General features: G+C 41.6%; 13 protein-coding genes. 11 read left to right on the forward strand and 2 right to left on the reverse strand.

Annotation, left to right across the window (positions count from 1 at the left end):
- Positions 1-6 precede the first annotated feature (6 nt).
- The 9 genes from OXPF_RS13085 to OXPF_RS13125 all read left to right on the forward strand — a co-directional run bounded on the left by OXPF_RS13085 (position 7) and on the right by OXPF_RS13125 (position 11,920).
- A complete protein-coding gene (locus tag OXPF_RS13085) occupies positions 7-621 on the forward strand; it encodes a V-type ATP synthase subunit E (protein WP_054875674.1) in 615 nt (204 codons plus the stop codon).
- Positions 622-636: 15 nt separating this feature from the next.
- Positions 637-2,406: a V-type ATP synthase subunit A gene (locus OXPF_RS13090; RefSeq protein WP_054875675.1), complete on the forward strand. Its 1,770-nt coding sequence runs from the start codon at positions 637-639 to the stop codon at positions 2,404-2,406.
- Positions 2,407-2,421: 15 nt separating this feature from the next.
- Positions 2,422-3,798: a V-type ATP synthase subunit B gene (locus tag OXPF_RS13095; RefSeq protein ID WP_054875676.1), complete on the forward strand. Its 1,377-nt coding sequence runs from the start codon at positions 2,422-2,424 to the stop codon at positions 3,796-3,798.
- Between the two features lie 12 nt (positions 3,799-3,810).
- Positions 3,811-4,437: a V-type ATP synthase subunit D gene (locus OXPF_RS13100; protein WP_054875677.1), complete on the forward strand. Its 627-nt coding sequence runs from the start codon at positions 3,811-3,813 to the stop codon at positions 4,435-4,437.
- A 170-nt stretch (positions 4,438-4,607) separates the two neighbouring features.
- Positions 4,608-5,324: a TetR/AcrR family transcriptional regulator gene (locus OXPF_RS13105; protein ID WP_054875678.1), complete on the forward strand. Its 717-nt coding sequence runs from the start codon at positions 4,608-4,610 to the stop codon at positions 5,322-5,324.
- Between the two features lie 160 nt (positions 5,325-5,484).
- A complete protein-coding gene (locus tag OXPF_RS13110; protein WP_054875679.1) occupies positions 5,485-6,189 on the forward strand; it encodes an ABC transporter ATP-binding protein in 705 nt (234 codons plus the stop codon).
- Positions 6,189-8,567: an ABC transporter permease gene (locus OXPF_RS13115; RefSeq protein ID WP_054875680.1), complete on the forward strand. Its 2,379-nt coding sequence runs from the start codon at positions 6,189-6,191 to the stop codon at positions 8,565-8,567. Before OXPF_RS13110 ends, OXPF_RS13115 begins: the two co-directional genes overlap by 1 nt.
- 24 nt (positions 8,568-8,591) lie before the next feature.
- A complete protein-coding gene (locus tag OXPF_RS13120) occupies positions 8,592-9,833 on the forward strand; it encodes an efflux RND transporter periplasmic adaptor subunit (protein WP_054875681.1) in 1,242 nt (413 codons plus the stop codon).
- A 545-nt stretch (positions 9,834-10,378) separates the two neighbouring features.
- On the forward strand, positions 10,379-11,920 hold the full coding sequence (locus OXPF_RS13125) for a CotH kinase family protein (RefSeq protein WP_242854409.1): 1,542 nt from the start codon (positions 10,379-10,381) through the stop codon (positions 11,918-11,920).
- A gap of 148 nt (positions 11,921-12,068) precedes the next feature.
- Here OXPF_RS13125 and OXPF_RS22510 read toward each other — a convergent pair whose 3' ends face one another.
- The gene (locus OXPF_RS22510) at positions 12,069-12,224 is read right to left on the reverse strand and encodes a hypothetical protein (RefSeq protein ID WP_160317215.1); all 156 of its coding nucleotides are present in this window, start codon (positions 12,222-12,224) and stop codon (positions 12,069-12,071) included.
- A gap of 181 nt (positions 12,225-12,405) precedes the next feature.
- Between OXPF_RS22510 and OXPF_RS13130 the strand changes: the two genes are divergently transcribed.
- Both OXPF_RS13130 and OXPF_RS13135 read left to right on the forward strand, forming a co-directional pair.
- Positions 12,406-13,275, forward strand: a complete 870-nt coding sequence (locus OXPF_RS13130; protein WP_054875682.1) for a tRNA 2-thiocytidine biosynthesis TtcA family protein — start codon at positions 12,406-12,408, stop codon at positions 13,273-13,275.
- An 80-nt stretch (positions 13,276-13,355) separates the two neighbouring features.
- Positions 13,356-16,082, forward strand: a complete 2,727-nt coding sequence (locus OXPF_RS13135; protein ID WP_054875683.1) for a calcium-translocating P-type ATPase, SERCA-type — start codon at positions 13,356-13,358, stop codon at positions 16,080-16,082.
- 263 nt (positions 16,083-16,345) lie between these two features.
- On the opposite strand, the gene OXPF_RS13140 is transcribed toward OXPF_RS13135, so the two are convergent.
- Positions 16,346-18,625, reverse strand: coding sequence for an ATP-dependent Clp protease ATP-binding subunit (locus OXPF_RS13140; protein WP_083479942.1), 2,280 nt, complete (start codon positions 18,623-18,625; stop codon positions 16,346-16,348).
- Positions 18,626-18,793 lie beyond the last annotated feature (168 nt).

Consider the following 18,793-nt stretch of genomic DNA (forward strand, 5'->3'; position numbering starts at 1 on the left):
AAGACTTTGATAACGGTAGAAGACAAACTGAAGAGCTTTTCCGATGAAATCATAAAGCAGGTGGAAGCAGATTCTAAGGTTAAGCTTCAGGAATTCTATGACCACAGCAAGAGAGATATTGAAACAGAGAAAAAGAATATATTAAAGGAAGCACATAAAAAAATAGAGGATATGAAATTAAAGTCGGAGGCACAAAAAAAACAGATAATTTCAAAGGCCTCAATTGATAAGGATTATGAGCTCCTTAAGAAAAGAGATGAAATATTTCAAAGAGTTTTTGCTGATATAAAAAAAATAGCGGAGGATTATGTTAAAAGTGAAGAATATGAAGGTTTTCTTTTAAACTGCATTGATAAAGGCTTATCTTTTGTAAATGCAAAAGAAGCAGTACTGATTTTGACCCATGGCGATTTGGAAAAACACAAAGAGAAAATAGTTTCTTATTTAAAAAATAAAAGGCCGGATTACATAAATATTAAAGCAGAGGAAGGCGAAGACGATATGCTGGGAGGATGTATTGTGGAAAATAAAATGAGGACTTTAAGATGGGATTTTTCAATTGCAGCCATGATAGACAACAACAGGGAGCTAATAGGGAAAAACCTTGATGAAAACATATAAGAAGCAGGTGAGGCTATGGAGAATGCAACAGGTATCATAATATACATAAACGGGCCGGTGGTCAAAGCCAAAAACATGACGGCATTCAGAATGCGGGAAATGGTGCTGGTGGGGAAAAACAAGCTCATAGGGGAAGTTATTTCCTTAAACGGCGATAAGGGCACCATTCAGGTTTATGAAGAGACAGAGGGCCTTGAAATAGATGAAGAAGTCCAGTCAACAGGAAAGGCGTTGTCCTTAAAATTAGGACCCGGCATAATAGGAAATATTTTTGACGGTATAGAGAGACCTCTTATAAAAATCAATGAAATGAGCAAAAGCTTTATTCCCCAGGGAATAGGAATGATATCCATAGATGCGGATAAAAGCTGGCATATAAATATTAGTGTCAAGGCAGGGGATATAGTTTTTGGCGGGCAGATTTACGGGACTGTAAAGGAAACTCCGGTGGTGGAGCACAGGCTTATGGTGCCGCCCGGGATTAAGGGAAGGGTAATTGAGGCTGTAAGCAGCGGAGCTTACAGCATTGAAAATGTTTTGGTAAAAGTTGAAGATGAAAAAAAGGATATAGTTGAGCTTAAGATGTATCACGAATGGCCGGTAAGGACACCAAGGCCGGTAAAGGAAAGGATGGAGATGCTAAGGCCCCTTATTACAGGGCAAAGGGTGATGGACACTTTTTTTCCTGTTGCAAAAGGAGGAACTGCTGCAATTCCCGGAGGCTTCGGGACGGGAAAGACATCGGCACAGCATCAGCTGGCAAAGTGGTCGGATGCGGATATAATAGTTTATGTGGGCTGCGGTGAGAGAGGAAATGAGATGACGGAAGTCTTAGAGGAGTTTCCCGAAATTGCTGACCCTAAAACCGGAAGGCCTATAATGGACAGGACAGTTCTTATTGCCAATACATCGAACATGCCAGTTGCCGCCAGAGAGGCGTCCATTTATACGGGAATAACCATTGCCGAATATTACAGGGATATGGGATATCACGTTGCCATGATGGCAGACTCAACTTCAAGATGGGCGGAGGCTTTAAGAGAAATATCAGGAAGGTTAGAGGAAATGCCGGCAGAGGAAGGCTTTCCGGCATATCTCCCTTCACGACTGGCTGAATTTTATGAGAGGGCAGGATACGTTAATAACCTCAACGGGTCAGAAGGCTCCATAACAATAATAGGAGCGGTATCGCCTCCAGGAGGAGAATTTTCTGAGCCGGTGACGGAAAACACCCGAAGATATGTGGGAGTATTCTGGGGGTTGGATAAAGAGCTTGCCTATTCCAGGCACTATCCTGCTGTTAATTGGCTCACCAGCCACAGCGGCTACTTAAGCGACCTGTCGGAATGGTATGAGAGCAATGTGGCGCCGGATATGATGGAATTAAGGCTAAAAATGCTGAAGATTTTGTATGAGGAAAACAGGCTATTGGAAATTGTAAAGCTTGTAGGCGAGGATGTGCTGCCAGACGATCAGAGACTGGTCCTTGAAATTTCAAAAATAATCCGGGTAGGTTTTCTGCAGCAAAGCGCTTTTCATAAGGAGGATACTTATGTTCCCTTAAAGAAACAATATCTTATGTTAAAAGCCATAAATGTACTCTATGACAGGAGCAGTGCTGCTGTAAAAAGGGGGGCACCCATTTCCAAGATAAAGAATGATAAAATTTATCAGGATATCGTTAAAATGAAATACAATATACCAAATGATAAGCTTGACATGTTTGATGAAATAATTAAAAGCATAAATGATTATTATGACAGTCTGGATAAACAATATGCTTAAAAAAGAGGTGCAAAAGTGAAAAACCAGTATCTTAAGTTGGACAGAGTGGAAGGTCCTCTTATCGTGCTGTCTGGAGTAAAGGGGGCAGCTTATGATGAAATAGTTGAGGTTAAATCAAGAGGGCAAAGAAAAGTAGGGCGGGTAGTGCAGTTAGATGGAGACAGGGTGGTAATTCAGGTTTTTGAAGGTACATCCGGGCTGTCTACCCATGATACAGCCGTAAGCTTTACCGGAAAGTCTCTTGAAATTCCCCTTTCAAGGAATATATTAGGGAGAGTATTTAATGGCATAGGAGAGCCCCGAGACGGTGCGAGGCCAATTTATAGCGACATAAAAAGAAATATCGGAGGAAAGCCCATAAATCCTGTAGCCAGAATTTATCCCAGAAATTTTATCCAGACAGGTATATCGGCTATAGATGGTTTCACCACCCTTATAAGAGGCCAGAAGCTTCCAATATTTTCAGGAAGCGGAATGCCCCATAACGAGCTGGCAGCCCAGATAGTAAAGCAAGCTGCTTTATCAGGAAATAACAACGAGGAATTTGCAATAGTATTTGCAGCTATGGGCATAAAGCACGATACAGCTGCATTTTTCAGAAAAGCCTTTGAAAAATCGGGGGTTTTGGGAAAAGTGGTGATGTATATGAACCTTGCCGACGAACCTATCGTCGAAAGGATAACCACACCAAGGTGTGCCCTGACTGCCGCCGAATACCTTGCCTTTGAATTGAATATGCACATATTGGTTGTCATGACGGATATAACAAGCTATTGTGAGGCATTGAGGGAATTATCATCTTCCCGAGAAGAAGTGCCCAGCCGCCGAGGATATCCGGGATATCTTTACTCTGACTTGGCAAGCCTTTATGAAAGAGCGGGCATGATAGAAGGTATAAATGGCTCCATAACCCAGATACCCATACTTACAATGCCAAATGATGATATAACCCACCCTGTGCCCGACCTCACAGGTTACATTACCGAAGGGCAGGTTGTTTTAAGCCGGGACCTTGATAAAAGAGGTATATATCCTCCCATAAACATACTGCCATCCTTATCCAGGCTTATGAAGGACGGAATCGGTGAAGGTTATACAAGGGAAGACCACAAGGAACTGTCCAATCAGATTTTTGCAGCCTATTCCCGGGTACAGGATGTAAAGGCATTGGCTCAGGTAATAGGCGAGGATGAGCTGTCAGATGTAGATAGGATGTATATGGAGTTTGGAAGGCAGTTTGAGCAGCGGCTTGTTAAACAAGGTCAGGATGAAGACCGCAGCATTGAAAATACTCTGGATTTGGCATGGGAACTTTTATCATTGCTGCCTAAAGAAGAATTAGACAGAATGACTCCGGAAATCTTGAACAAATATTACAGGGAAAATACATAAGAAGGTGAAGGCATGGCAGTAAATGAAACGCCGACCAAATCAAATCTTTTAAGTGCTAAAGAGTCCCTTGAGTTTTCAAAAAAAGGCTATGAGCTCTTAGACAGGAAAAGGAACGTGCTTATAAGAGAAATGATGCAGCTAATTGATGATGCAAAGGAAATACAGGAAAAGATTAATTCTATTTTCCCTGAGGCATATGAAGCCTTGAAGGTTGCCAACATGACGGAAGGAATAGATACCGTTGAAGACATAGCTCTTGCCATAGAAGAGGCTAAGGATTTTGAAGTGCTTTTAAAAAGCGTTATGGGAGTTGAAGTGCCGTCGGTAAAATATGAAAAAAGGGATCAAAAACCCTCCTACAGCTTTTACCGTACCAACAATGCTTTTGACAGGGCGGTGAAAAGCTTTCAGGATGTCAAATACCTTGTCTACGAGCTGGCAGAGATTGAAAACTCTGTATACAGGCTGGCCATGGAAGTCAAAAAGACCCAAAAGAGAACCAATGCCCTCCAAAACATACAAATACCCAAATTCACTTCCCTGACTAAGCACATCCAGGACGCTCTGGATGAAAGGGAAAGGGAAGATTTTTTCAGGCTTAAGATGGTAAAAAGGCGCACTGCAAGAAGCAGGGAATGAAGATTAAAGAATAAGGAAGGTGGTACCGTTGACTACTTAAAAATAGTTTTATAACATTCCCTTATATACGATTTTTTTGTCAAGAGCTATCTTTGATTCCAAGATTGACATTAAGGTGAAAAATGGTATAATAAAATTAACCAACTGGTTAGTTGAAAGGGAGGTAAACCATGGAGCCACTAGAAAACAACGAATCCAGGGAAAGAATACTCAACGCTTCAATAAAGCTGTTTTCAGAAAAAGGTTTTGATGCAACTAGGGTCAATGAGATCGCGGAGGCGGCAGAGGTTAACAAAGCCCTTATATATTACTATTTTAAAAGTAAGGAAGAAATACTGGATTACTTGATCGATTCTCTTTTTAAAAGCGTAACCTCCCTGGCCATGGATTTTATTCATCAAAATATTATACAGATGATCAAGGAAGGTAGCCTGGATATTGAGGCTGATCGCCTTCACTTTATCAATGAGAATGCTTTAAAGTTTTTTTTGCAGCAAGCGACTATCTATATAGAAAATTTACTTGATTATGTTTTAGAGCATAGAGATGTTATCCGTATCCTTTTGCTTGAATCCCTTAAAAACGGCAAGCACCACGATGCGTTGTTCCGTTTGATGGATTTATTGAAGGAAAACGATGACAATCTGATTTATAAAACCATCTGGGATGCGGATAACGACTTTAACTTCCCTGATAATATGATACTTCACAAGTTCTTCTTTTCATTTATGCCTTATATCAATTTTGCCGCTTATTTTGATGAATACAAAAAGAAAAGTTCCTTAAACGATCAGGAAATTCGCAGATCTTTCCTGCATTCACTTAAGGCGGTTACTTTTTTTTCTATCTCGGGAAACGATATATTAATGCTGCATAGGTTATGGTAAAATGAACGGTTTCAGGCCAGGCTGTTTAAAAAACAGACGGCTTGAAATCGTTATTTATAAGCCTAATTAACCAAACGGTTAGTTAATATACTAATAATATAGAAGGTACATAAGAAATAATCCAGGAGTTCATTTAATTAAATATAAAGGGGGGAACCGAATGGAACCAATTATCATAGTTAAAGATGTGGTAAAAGAATATGTAATGGGTGAGATAAAAATACGTGCTGCCGACGGGATATCCTTTGAAGTTGCCCCAGGGGAACTGGTGGTAGTTCTGGGACCCAGCGGGGCGGGCAAAAGTACGGTTTTGAATATTCTTGGAGGCATGGACTTTCCAACATCCGGAGAGGTCTGGGTAAAGGGAAGGGATATATCCAGGTTTAATCAGAATGAATTGACAATGTATAGGAGAAAGCATATAGGCTTTGTGTTTCAGTTCTATAATCTTATGCCGAGTCTGACAACCCTTGAGAATGTCGAGATTGCAGCCCAGATATGCGATGCCCCTATGGATGCGGTTTCGGTGCTTAAAAATGTGGGCCTGGGTGAAAGAATGTCCAATTTCCCTGCTCAGCTCTCGGGCGGCGAGCAGCAGAGAGTGTCCATAGCCAGAGCCGTTGCAAAAAATCCTACACTGCTTTTATGTGACGAGCCCACAGGTGCCCTGGACTATATGACCGGCAAAACCATCTTAAAGCTGCTTCGTGACATAAACCGTGATTTTGAAAAGACGGTAATGATAATAACTCACAACAGCTCTATTGCACAAATGGCAGATAAAGTAGTAAGAGTCAAAAACGGCAAAGTAGAGTCGGTGGAGTTAAATGATAACCCGCTGCCGATAGAAAGGATTGAGTGGTAATGTGGATTTTCTTAAAAAAGTTCTATAAAGAGCTTGGAGAATCGAAGGGACAGTTCATATCCGTGCTGGCTGTTGTTATTATCGGTGTAATGTTTTATACAGGCCTGTATTCCGCCCTTGAGAGCCTATCGGGAGCGGCAGAAAGATACTTCAGAGAATACCGTATGGGGGATCTTTGGGGCTCAGTGTACCGGGCTCCGGAAGGAATAGTTAAAAGGATTGATGAGATTTCCGGGGTGAAAATGGTTACGGGAAGAGTGGTTCAGGATGTGAGGATAAGCATGAAGAAACGGGAAGCCATGGTCAGGCTTATTTCCCTTCCCGATGAAAGAGTGGATACCGTTAATGATATTCAACTGAGGTCGGGCAGCTATTTTTCCAACGATGCAGGAAATCAATGCATCGTTTCCGAGAACTTTTTCAAGGCTCATGGGCTGACAATGGGACAGACAATAGAACCTATCATAAACGGAGATCGGGTGAAACTGAAGGTGGTGGGCACGGCCAAAAGTCCCGAATATACTTATGAGATCCGTGAAGCCAGTGAATTGATACCTGATCCCGAAAAATTCGGTGTGGTTTATGTAAAAAAATCGTATTTACATTCCAGTCTGGATTTTAAAGGCTCCATCAATGATATAAGCGTGCTGCTGGAACAGCAGGCCGATATCAAAAAAGTCAAGGCCCAGATGGAAAAGGTACTGAAACAGTATGGACTTACGGGAATTGTTGAAAAAAAGGATCAGCTCAGCTATAGTTTGGTCAATGCCGATATAACTTCTTTTAAATCAATCGCCGCAATTTTCCCCATGCTTTTTTTTATTGCATCAGCGGTGATAATTTATATCACCATGACCAGGATGATAGAAAACCAGCGGACGCTGATGGGTGTGCTGAAAGCTTTGGGCTACAGTAATATGGACATTATGCTCCACTATCAGACTTATCCTTTACTGGTGGGAATACTGGGGAGCATTATCGGGGCGATTATGGGAGTATTCTTGGTAGGGAAAGGCCTACTGAACTTATTTAACTCCATATACAACCTACCTATAGAGGAAACCGCCGTTCATTTGAGTATTGTGCTCCCTGCCGCCCTTCTGGCCCTGGCATTCTGTGTTACCGCAGGCTACAATGCCTGCAGGAAGGAACTTCAGCTAGTGCCTGCCGAAACTATGAGGCCGAAGCCTCCTGCCTCTGGAAAAAAGCTGTTTCTTGAAAGACTCCGGTTGTTGTGGGAAAATATAAATTTCAGCTGGAAAATCATACTGAGAAACCTTTTCAGGTATAAAAAGCGCTCTGCAATGGCGTCTATAGGAATCATATTTTCAACAGCGCTGCTCCTGATCGCTCTGGGAGTCCAGAATTCCATGGATTTTCTTATGCAGGAGCAATTTTATAAGATACAGAGATTCGATATAAAAATCAATCTTTCCAGGATGATGAATGCCGATGAGCTGACCTATATAAAGAACATCGACCATATGAAGTCGGTGGAGCCCATATTTGAGAGTGGAATGGAGCTTATAAGCGGGTGGAGGAAAAAGAATATAGGTCTTATGGTACTTGGCATGGAATCAAAGCTTTATGGAATTTTCGACAGTACAGGCGACCCGGTGAAACCGCCGGAGGACGGGATTCTTCTTCCAGCTCGTTTAATGAGTACATTAGGCATTAAGCCGGGGGATAAGGTATATCTCAAGTCCTTTTATCCCGGGAAGAATGAGGATAAGGATAAGAAAGAAGTAAGTATAAAAGGCGCCGTATCTCAGTTTATCGGGCAAAGTGCAATATGCAGCACCGGTTATCTCAACTATTTGCTGAAGGAAGGAGTTGTGACCAATGCAGCCTACATTGAACTGGAGGATTCCAGATATGAGAAGCAGGTCATGGAAAACCTGAAAGATATACTGGCCATCAGCACCATTCAATCAAAATCGGAGATCATAGCCAATACTGAAAAAACCCTTGAATCAATGAACAGCATAATATACTTTATGATACTGGGAGCAGGCATTCTGGCCTTTGCGGTCATTTACAACATAACAAATATCAATATTTTTGAGCGCAGAAGAGAAATAGCCACCCTATCGGTGTTGGGGTTCACTTCAAGTGAGCTTAAAAGCCTGGTATTCAATGAAAACTTCTTTTTAAGCATCTTTGGAGCTTTAGTGGGCATCCCTCTGGGAAGATTTCTTTCCGAGCTTGTAATAACAATGCAAGCCACCGATACCATGTATCTGCCCCTGGTGCTGAATCCTTCAAGCTATTTTATCACCGTATTGATGATAATTGTTTTTACTATCATGGCAAATTTAGTGCTCACAAGAAAAATTCTATCCATTAACATGGTTGAGTCACTGAAAAGTGCAGAGTAATAAGATGTAAGGGAGGGCAAATAAGTGAAAAATAAAAAGTTGTGGATTTTGATTATCGGAATGGTATTTATAGCTTGCCTGGCGTTTATAGCCTTTTCAAATCAAGGGGCGGAAGTGCCTGTAACGGATGTGAAAAGGGGAGATATAAAAAGGTACGTGGAGGATATAGGTACTGTCAAATGCAAGGAACTGAAAACAGTGAGCATAGAGGGTAGCGGCCTGATACAAAATGTAGCTGCGGGGGTGGGACAACAGGTGAAGAAGGGGGAGCTGCTGCTTTCCATGGAGAGAAATCAGCTTGAAATACAGCTGAAGAATGTGGATGAAAAAATAAAGGAGATAAAGGCAGGCTTTGAAGGCAATGATATCAAGAACTATGCAAGCAGTGTGGAAAAGGCGAGAATTGCAGTTGGCCGGTCAAAGGATGCATATGAGTCGGCTCTGGAGGATTTCAACAAGGTTAAGATACTGGCTGAAGCAGGGGCGGCAAGTAATGCGGAGCTGAAGCAAAAGGAGGAAGCCTTAAAAAGCGCAGAGGCCCTGATGAGGACTGCTGAACTGAATTTGCAGCAGATAGAAGCAAACACTCCTGACAGTGTAACAACGGTCTATAAGGCTCAGCTGGAGCAGGCTGTACTTAGCAGGGAAAGCATGCTGCACAACCTGGAAAAGCAGGAGGTAGTTTCTCCTATAGACGGGGTAATTCTGGAAAGACACGTGGATGTAAATACAGTAGGTATGCCCGGTACTGTTGCATTTGTTATAGGAGATATAAGCAGGATAGAGATCGAGGCTGATATTCTGGCTGACGAGGTTTCAAATATCCAACCGGAAGATGAGGTTGAAATAACAGAAAGATCCGAGCAAAAGCATACAATAGGTGGCAAGGTTGTAAAAATAGCGCCAGGTGCCGTGGCTGTGACTTCGTCACTGGGAGTTAACCAGAAGAGGGTCGCTGTTACCATTGAGCCAGCAGGCCAATCAGAACTGCTGCGTCCCGGTTATGATGTGGATGTAAAGGTAATAACCCAGAGAAAGAACGGGGTGGTACTGGTGCCCTTAAGCTCAGTATTTGATTATAATGGGAAAGACTGTGTGTTTACAGTGTCTGATGGAAAAGCTGTCTTGACAACCGTACAAAAGGGAATACAGGATGAAGAATATGCGGAGATTATTGATGGTTTGAAGGAAGGGGATATGGTGCTGACCGCCCCAGATATAAACACCAAGGAAGGTATGAGGATAAAGCCTGAAAAATCTTCATGACAGAGGATCCCGGGACGGTTCACTGAGGAATAACTTAAAATAATAACCAAAAAAGAGGCGTTATAATCAATCCTATGGTCAAAGGGAAACGCGATCCATGCGCCTTTGAGGCAATAGATTTCTCTCGTATGTGATTTTTCGGATTCAGTATTATAATTCATATACAATTCACCTATTCCTCACAAAGTAATGATAATATTGCTTAAGCAAGCAAAACTGATCAACTTCTTATTTTTTATATTAGTTGTTTATCATTTTGTAAAAGTAAAGAACTATTGTTAATACAATATATCCGAAAGTCAAAGGAGATGAGTTCTATGAAAAGAAAGAAAATGCCCGCGTTTTTTGTGATTATATTAATAGCTTCCATGCTTATGTCCTCATGCAGCGCGGGTGATGCCCCAAGTGCTTCTGCGTCAAGTCAAACAGTATCATCATCTGATAGCACATTCGGGGCAAACGCCAATACCCTTTATGCATCTGAAATCGACAAAACATCGATTATGACCTTTGAAATAGCGGTTGATGAGGCAAGCTGGCAGACGATGCTTGATAACGCCATAGATGAGGAATATATTTCAGCGGATATCACGATAAACGGAACCATCATCAAAAATGTTGGCATTCGTCCGAAAGGCAATTCTAGCCTATCGTCAATATCCAGAGATGAAACGACTGACCGTTACAGTTTCAAAATCAAGTTTGACGAATATGTGGATGGGCAGACGTGGATGGGGCTTGATAAAATTGTGATTAACAGCAATTTTTCCGATGCGACATCCATGAAAGAGTATCTTAGCTACGACATTATGAGCTATATTGGCGTGAACGCGCCGCTCTTTGCCTATGCCGATATTTCAGTCAATGGCGAAGCATGGGGATTTTACCTGGCTGTTGAGGATGTGGACAGCGGGTATCTTGACCGTGTTTATGGCGGTGAGGGCGAACTCTATAAGCCTGACAACGATAATGGTATGGGCGGCGGGCAAGGCCTTGGCATGCCTGGTCAAAATCCTCAGGGGGGATCGCCTTCCTCTCTAAATGGGGAAAGTGGCGGACAAGCAGCGCCGGACACCTTCCAGCCTCGTGAACGCGATAATATGCCAGGGCAAGGCGGCGGGATGAGGGGGATGGCACAAAACGGTGTTTCATTGGAGTATACGGACGATAATGTGTCAAGCTATTCCGCTATTTTTGAAAATGCAGAAACAAAAACGGATGAAAATGATCATCAGCGTATTATAACAGCGCTAAAGAATTTAAGTGATGGAACCGACCTTGATACCTATGTGAATGTTGACGCAGTACTCCGCTATTTTGCGGCACATACGGTGGTCGTTAATCTGGATAGCTACATTTCAAATATGGGCCATAACTATTACCTGTACGAAAACAACGGGCAGATCAGCATCCTTCCGTGGGACTATAATCTCGCATTTGGTGGGTTCCAGTCCGGCAATGCATCCGATGTGGTAAACTTTCCGATTGACAATCCGGTTTCGGGGGTGAGCATGGAGAACCGCCCTTTGCTTTCCAAACTTCTTGAGGTTCCTGAGTATCTAGAAAAATATCATGTGTATTTGCAGGAGATTTTAGACGGTTATTTTAACAATGGTAAATTTGAGAAAAAGGTTGAAGAGATAAATGAAATGATCTCTGATTACATCAAAAACGACCCATCGGCATTTTATACCTATGAGGAATACCAGAACGCAATTACCGAATTGAAAAAGCTTGGTGCGCTTCGCGCTGAAAGCATACAGGGACAGCTTGACGGCACGATTCCATCTATGACAAATGGACAGCAGGCAGACCCTGACAAGCTGATTGACGCATCCTCGGTTAACTTGACAGCCTTAGGCTCACAAGGCGGAATGGGTAGCAGGCAAAATAGCGGATTTTCCATATTAGACGGCGTAGATATGGACACAATGCGATCGGCAATGGAGATCATACAATCGGTGAAAGGCGGAGCGCTTACCGATGAGCGAAAAAAAGCACTTTATGATTTGGGACTTTCCGACGAGCAGATTGCACAAATGCTGGGAATGGCGCAGAGAGAAGATACGGGACAGAGAGGATGGTAACACGTAGCAAATTGCATAAATATTATCGGTGAAAAGACAATTTTTAACTTTATTGCTGGCTGGTATATCAGGCTCAAACTTTGGAGTAGATGAGCAGTCTGATTTATAATAATGCATAAGAAGAAAAAGTAACAAAGAAAACCAGTATTTAATCAACATATAACAAGGCGATTTGCGCCTTGTTATTTTTTAAATACCATAAAACCTCTTGCTGACATGATACATGAGCTTGGGCGATACTGCCCACAGTAACCATAATGTGATAGATTGATTCAAAGCTTTTTACTCTTGCGCATCTTGGCATGACAAAACCTCCTTTGGGAGTATTAGCCTAACCAGAAGTGGTAAAATTATGCATGAAGATATAAGAGTGTGAGCTGTTCCGGGTTTTAGCTATTTTTTTCGACACGAAAATTATCAAGTAAATTTTATGATACAATATATACTAAAGAAGAGTTTCAGATTTAGTAGGAGTGAGAGATTTGATGAAGCAAATAGCCGGAAAGGGCTGCGATATACTAATCCCTTCAGGTGACATAAAGCCTGTATGGGATATTGAGCGCAGCATTGTAACGAAATTCAGAAGGAAAATATGGTCAAAATTCATTAAGGCAATTATAGAATTCAATATGATACAGGACGGTGATAAAATTGCTGTAGGAATTTCGGGGGGAAAGGACAGCCTCCTTATGGCAAAGCTTTTTCAAGAACTGAAGCGTCATAGCAAAAATAACTTTGAGCTGGAATTCATTTGTACCGACCCGGGCTATCATGAAAACATAAGGGAGCTTTTGGTTGAAAACTGCAAGCATCTTGAGATACCCATTAAAATATACGAGTCCAGGATCTTTGAAGTCTGCCAGGAAATAGCCGGTGATTATCCCTGTTTCATGTGTGCAAAGATGCGCCGCGGAGCATTGTATTCAAGAGCGCAGGAGCTTGGCTGCAACAAGCTGGCCTTGGGACACCATTTTAATGATGTAATTGAAACGGTATTACTAAATCTTTTTTACACGGGAAGCTTTAAAAGCATGCTGCCCAAATTAAAATCAACGAATTTCAAAGATATGGAGCTTATTCGCCCAATGTATTTCATTGAAGAGCATTTTATAGAATGCTATACAAATGAAAACGGCATATATCCTTTAAATTGTGCCTGCATGGTGGCTGCCGATAAAACCGGAAACAAGCGCTATGAAATAAAGGAATTGATAGAAGAGCTAAAGAAAAAATTCAAGGATGTGGATAAATACATTTATACAGCCACAAAGAATGTCAATATGGATGCAATTATAGGATGGCAGAAGGATGGAGAAAAATACTCCTATCTTGATTATTATGACGACGAAGACTAATAATTGGAAATTCTTGACGTAATATTTTTAGAATGATATGCTTATTCCGTTGTTATTAACTAATTTTGTGAGGTGAAAATATGCTGCAGCACTGGTATAACAAGACGGCTCAGGATGCAGCCAAAAAGCTGTCGGTGGATTTGTCCACAGGTTTGTCATTAAACAAAGTCCAGGAACTTATAGAAAAGCATGGTTATAATGAATTGAAAGAAAAGGAAAAGGAGACCCTCCTTCAAAAGATTATAACCCAATTGAAGGACTTCCTAGTAATCATATTAATTGCGGCAAGCTTGGTTTCTGCATTTGTCGGAGAAGTTACGGATGCAGCGGTCATAATAGCCATAGTGGTGGTAAATGCCGTTCTCGGAGTTATGCAGGAAGGGAAGGCGGAAAAGGCTCTGGAAGCACTTAAAAAAATGTCTGCCCCCAATGCACGGGCTTTCAGAAACGGAAGGATAGAAATCGTACCTGCAAAAATGCTGGTTCCCGGTGATATTATACATATTGAAGCCGGAGATATAATTCCTGCAGATATAAGGATTTTAGAAAGCGTCAACTTAAAGGTGGAAGAAGCTTCGCTTACTGGGGAGTCGGTGCCGGTGGAGAAGCATGCCGACAGGGTTTTTAACGAAGAGGTTGGTTTAGGTGACAGGGTCAACATGGCCTATATGAGCACTGTTGTAACCTATGGCCGCGGCAGGGGAATTGTCGTTGACACTGCCAACAAGACGGAGATAGGAAAAATCGCCGACAAAATCCAGGACATAGAAGACGAAGAAACACCGTTGCAAAAAAAGTTGGACGAGCTTGGTAAATGGCTGGGGATAGCCTGTCTTGGAATATGTGCGGTGGTATTTTTGATAGGACTACTTCGAGGCGGCTCCATACTTGAAATGTTTATGGTGGCTGTAAGCCTTGCCGTTGCGGCAATACCGGAAGGGCTGCCTGCCGTTGTTACAATTGTATTAGCCCTTGGAATGAAGAGAATGGTGGAAAGAAATGCTGTTGTGAGAAAGCTTTTGGCTGTTGAAACCTTAGGCTGCGTTGATGTAATATGTTCCGATAAAACAGGAACTCTTACACAGAATGAAATGACTGTGGTAGGCACTTACAGCCCGAGCGGAAAGTTTAAAGTAACCGGACAGGGCTATAACCCAACAGGAGAATTTTCAAATGAAAATGGTGAGATTATAAATTTATCGGATAATCCAGAGTTTAAATTGCTTCTGGATATAGGAGTGCTATGCAACGATTCTTCACTTATGAAAAAGGAAGAAGGAGATCAATACGGTATAGTGGGAGACCCTACCGAAGCCGCCCTTGTGGTTGCAGGTGCAAAAGCAGGGTGTGCAAAGGATGATTTAAGCTGTCAATATCCCCGTATAGCTGAAATCCCCTTCGATTCCGACAGAAAGATGATGACTACCTTCCATGAAAACTATTGCAGGGGAGTAGTGTCCTTCACCAAAGGGGCCCCCGATATAATTCTCGGTAAATGTTCAAAAATATATATGGAAGGTCAAATAGTCCCATTAATGGATGAAATGAGGCAGGATATACATACGGCAAACAGTAAATTTGCAAGCTCAGCCTTAAGAGTCCTCGCTTTTGCATACAGGGAATATGACAGTTTACCTTCAGATATTTCATCAGAATCAATAGAAAAGGACATGGTTTTTGTAGGCCTTATGGGGATGATTGACCCTGCAAGAACCGAAGCTAAAGATGCAATAGCTATATGCCGTAGAGCAGGAATAAAGCCGGTTATGATAACAGGTGACTATAAGGATACAGCTGTTGCCATTGCAAAGGATTTAAAGCTCATGGACGAGGATGACGGTGTTTTGACCGGCCAGGAGCTTGACAATATGTCTGATGACGAGCTTTTGCGAGAAGTGGAGACTACCAGCGTATATGCCAGAGTTTCTCCCGAGCACAAGGTCAGGATCGTGGATGCCTTAAAGAAAAACGGACATATAGCTTCCATGACAGGTGACGGTGTTAATGATGCCATGGCACTTAAGCGGGCAGATATAGGAGTGGCCATGGGCATAACGGGAACCGATGTTGCCAAAGGGACTGCAGATATAGTACTTACAGACGATAATTTTGCCAGTATAGTTTCAGCCGTGGAGGAAGGCAGGATTATATACAGCAATATAAGAAAATTCGTATTCTTCCTTTTATCCTGCAATGTAGGCGAAATACTAATAGTATTCTTAAGCATACTTTTAGGCCTGCCGGTGCCACTTATTCCAATTCAGCTTTTATGGCTTAATCTTGTAACGGACAGCTTCCCAGCATTGGCTCTGGGCACTGAAAAAGGCGATCCTGATATCATGAATATGAGACCCAGAAATGCCAAAGAGCCCATACTTAATAAATCCATGATTACAGGCATAGCAGTACAGAGTGTTGCTTTAGTTGCTGCTGTGTTAGGGGCATATCTTGTGGCACTTAATAGGTACCCTGACTATCTGGTCAATGCAGAGCATTTGATGTATGCCAGGACCTATGCATTTACAACGCTGATAAGCGCCGAGCTTATTAGAGCATATTCCAGCCGTTCTGAGCGGTTTACAATATTTAAAATAGGGGTGTTTTCAAACAGGATATTGGTATATGCCTCCATATTATCCTTTGCCCTCTTAGCAGCAGTAATATATATACCTGTCTTAAGGCCGGTTTTTGAAACAGTGTCCTTAAATATAAATGACTGGGGAGTAATACTTATGTTCTGTTTCGTGCCCTTCCTATCTGGTGAAATATATAAAGTTGTTAGAAGAAATGTATTAAAGCAGGAATAATGAAAAGGGGCTGTTGCGTTTAAACAACGTAAATGAATTGTGAGAGTTCTGAACAAGTTCTTGGTGACACTACCGCAGAAAATATTTAGAATTTTAGATTGTTTGAGCGTAAGAAGTTAAAAATTCTTGTATTTTCAAGGCAGGGAGCCTTAGAACTTGCAGAACTCGAACATGGCAATGCAGTGTTTAAAGCGCAACAGCCCTTACAGCCCCTTTGAGGAAAAAGAGTGCCTCCGGCGTTTTAAACGCTGGAGGCACTAACTTTATTGGATAACTATTTTATCATCTATGAGCTTTATTGTGATGCTTGAACCGTCGGTAAATTTCTTTAAAAGATACTGCTCGGTTATTTCATCTTCTATATATTTTTGTATGGTTCTTCTTAGGGGACGGGCACCGTATTTTTCATCGTAGCCGTGCTTTAGGATGAAATCTTTTACTTCATCGGAAACGGTAAGGGTTATTTTCTTTTCCTTTACCTCTTCCATGACTTCTTTTAACATAAGGTCTGTGATTTCAAGGAGTTCTTCACGGGTTAAGGATTTAAATACTATAACATCATCCACCCTGTTTAAAAATTCAGGCCTGAAATATTCTTTAAGGGCATCTTTAACCCTGCTTTCCAGCACATTGTAGTCATCCTTTGCAAACCCTATGCCCGCTTGTTTGAAATTAGTGCCGGCATTGGAAGTCATTACAATTACCGTATTGTCAAAGTGAACTGTCCTTCCCTGACTGTCTGTCAGCCTTCCGTCTTCAAGTATCTGCAAAAGCATGTTGAATACATCGGGATGGGCCTTTTCTATTTCATCAAGAAGGATTACCGAATAAGGCCTTCTTCTTACCTTTTCTGTAAGCTGTCCCCCTTCATCATAGCCTATATATCCCGGAGGAGCACCGATTAGCTTTGATACCGTATGCTTTTCCATATATTCGGACATATCTATTCTTATAAGGGCTTCCTCGCTTCCGAAGAGCTCGCAGGCCAAGGCTTTTACAAGCTCTGTTTTTCCTACTCCCGTCGGCCCTACAAATATGAAGGAGGATGGTTTTTTCTTCTTCCGAAAGCCTAGGCGGTTACGCCTTATGGCTCTTGATAATGCCGTTATGGCGTCGTGCTGTCCTATAACCCGGTTATGGAGCCTGTCTTCTAAACCTAAAAGCTTTTGAGTCTCTTCTTCCGTTATGCTTTGAACAGGAATTTTTGTCCATGATTCTATGACAAAGGCTATATCTTCTAAAGTAAGCTTTACTTCCTTGCAAATCTGTTCAATCTCCTTGATTTTGTTCTGAAGCTTTGACTCCTCCATCTTGTATCTTGCAGCCTTTTCATAATCGGTGCTGCTGGCTGCCTCCTGCATTTTATCCTGCATATCTTTTAATTCCTGCTGCAAGGCTTTTAGTTCAACCAAACCTAAATTTTTAAGGTTTGCCCTGGAGCTGGCTTCATCTATTACATCAATGGCTTTATCCGGAAGATACCTGTCCGTTATGTATCTCTCGGATAATATTGCTGCTGCTTCTATAATTTCATCGGTTATTTCAACGTGATGATAATCCTCGTAATATTTTTTAATTCCCTTTAATATTTCGATTGTTTCCTCTACCGTAGGCTCCTCAACTAATACCGGCTGGAACCTTCTCTCCAATGCAGAATCCTTTTCAATGTTTTTTCTGTATTCATCAAGAGTGGTGGCGCCTATAACCTGTATTTCTCCCCGGGCCAGTGCCGGTTTTAAAATGTTGGCGGCATTCATGGCGCCGCCCTGGGCTTCACCGGCGCCTATTATATTATGAACCTCATCAATAACAAGTATTATATTGCCGAATTGTTTGGCTTCGTCTATTATGGATTTCATACGGCCTTCAAACTGGCCCCTGAATTGGGTTCCGGCCACGATGGAGGTTAAATCCAAAAGATATACTTCAGCATCAAAGAGCTTTACCGGAACTTCCTTTTCGGCAATTCTTACAGCAAGACCTTCGGCAATGGCGGTTTTACCTACCCCTGGCTCGCCTATAAGAATGGGATTGTTCTTTGTACGCCTGTTTAATATTTGTATGACCCTGTCTATTTCCCTATGTCTTCCGATAACCCTGTCCACTTCATGATTTATAGCTTTATCTGTCAGGTTGATTCCATAAGTGTCCAAGAATTTCTTTTTAATTCTGCCCGTTTCACTTTTTTGTTTTACTTTGGGCATATCCTTCATATTAATAGGGGGAGGGATGTCAGGGGACTGTTCCTTGGGTTCTGTGCCTTCTTTATCCAATGGGAGCTGATCCTTTAAAATATTCATAAAAGGGTTCACGGCATTGGTATCTTCGGTACCCATATCCTGAAACATGGTATTCATCTGTTCGGTAAGATTCTGGAATTCATCGGGGGATATTCCTGCCTGCTGCATGAGCTGGTTTATAACAGGAAGTCCCATCTTCTTTGCGCACTCCATACATATTCCTACCATTTCCGATTTGCCGTTTTCGATTTTTGCTGTATATATAGTTGCAACGTTCTTATTGCATATTGAACACAGTTTCAAATTAATCATCTCCATACTATCAATAGTAAATTGATTATCAGTAAAGTATATCATAACTTAATTATAATATACTATTAGTTTTTTTGGGTTAATAAATTTAATATAGTTTAAATTATTCCTGCTAAAAAAGAATTTATTTTATGTAAATTAAGGGAGTTATATGTAATT

Source organism: Oxobacter pfennigii (assembly GCF_001317355.1).
Classification (GTDB): Bacteria; Bacillota; Clostridia; order Clostridiales; family Oxobacteraceae; genus Oxobacter; species Oxobacter pfennigii.

What these genes read in the sequence shown, in the direction of transcription:
- OXPF_RS13090 (WP_054875675.1), top strand. Translation starts at nt 637, where the DNA reads ATGGAGAATGCAACAGGTATCATAATATACATAAACGGGCCGGTGGTC.
- OXPF_RS13100 (WP_054875677.1), top strand. Translation starts at nt 3,811, where the DNA reads ATGGCAGTAAATGAAACGCCGACCAAATCAAATCTTTTAAGTGCTAAA.
- OXPF_RS13105 (WP_054875678.1), top strand. Translation starts at nt 4,608, where the DNA reads ATGGAGCCACTAGAAAACAACGAATCCAGGGAAAGAATACTCAACGCT.
- OXPF_RS13110 (WP_054875679.1), top strand. Translation starts at nt 5,485, where the DNA reads ATGGAACCAATTATCATAGTTAAAGATGTGGTAAAAGAATATGTAATG.
- OXPF_RS13115 (WP_054875680.1), top strand. Translation starts at nt 6,189, where the DNA reads ATGTGGATTTTCTTAAAAAAGTTCTATAAAGAGCTTGGAGAATCGAAG.
- OXPF_RS13125 (WP_242854409.1), top strand. Translation starts at nt 10,379, where the DNA reads ATGCTTGATAACGCCATAGATGAGGAATATATTTCAGCGGATATCACG.
- OXPF_RS22510 (WP_160317215.1), bottom strand. Translation starts at nt 12,224, where the DNA reads ATGCCAAGATGCGCAAGAGTAAAAAGCTTTGAATCAATCTATCACATT.
- OXPF_RS13130 (WP_054875682.1), top strand. Translation starts at nt 12,406, where the DNA reads ATGAAGCAAATAGCCGGAAAGGGCTGCGATATACTAATCCCTTCAGGT.
- OXPF_RS13135 (WP_054875683.1), top strand. Translation starts at nt 13,356, where the DNA reads ATGCTGCAGCACTGGTATAACAAGACGGCTCAGGATGCAGCCAAAAAG.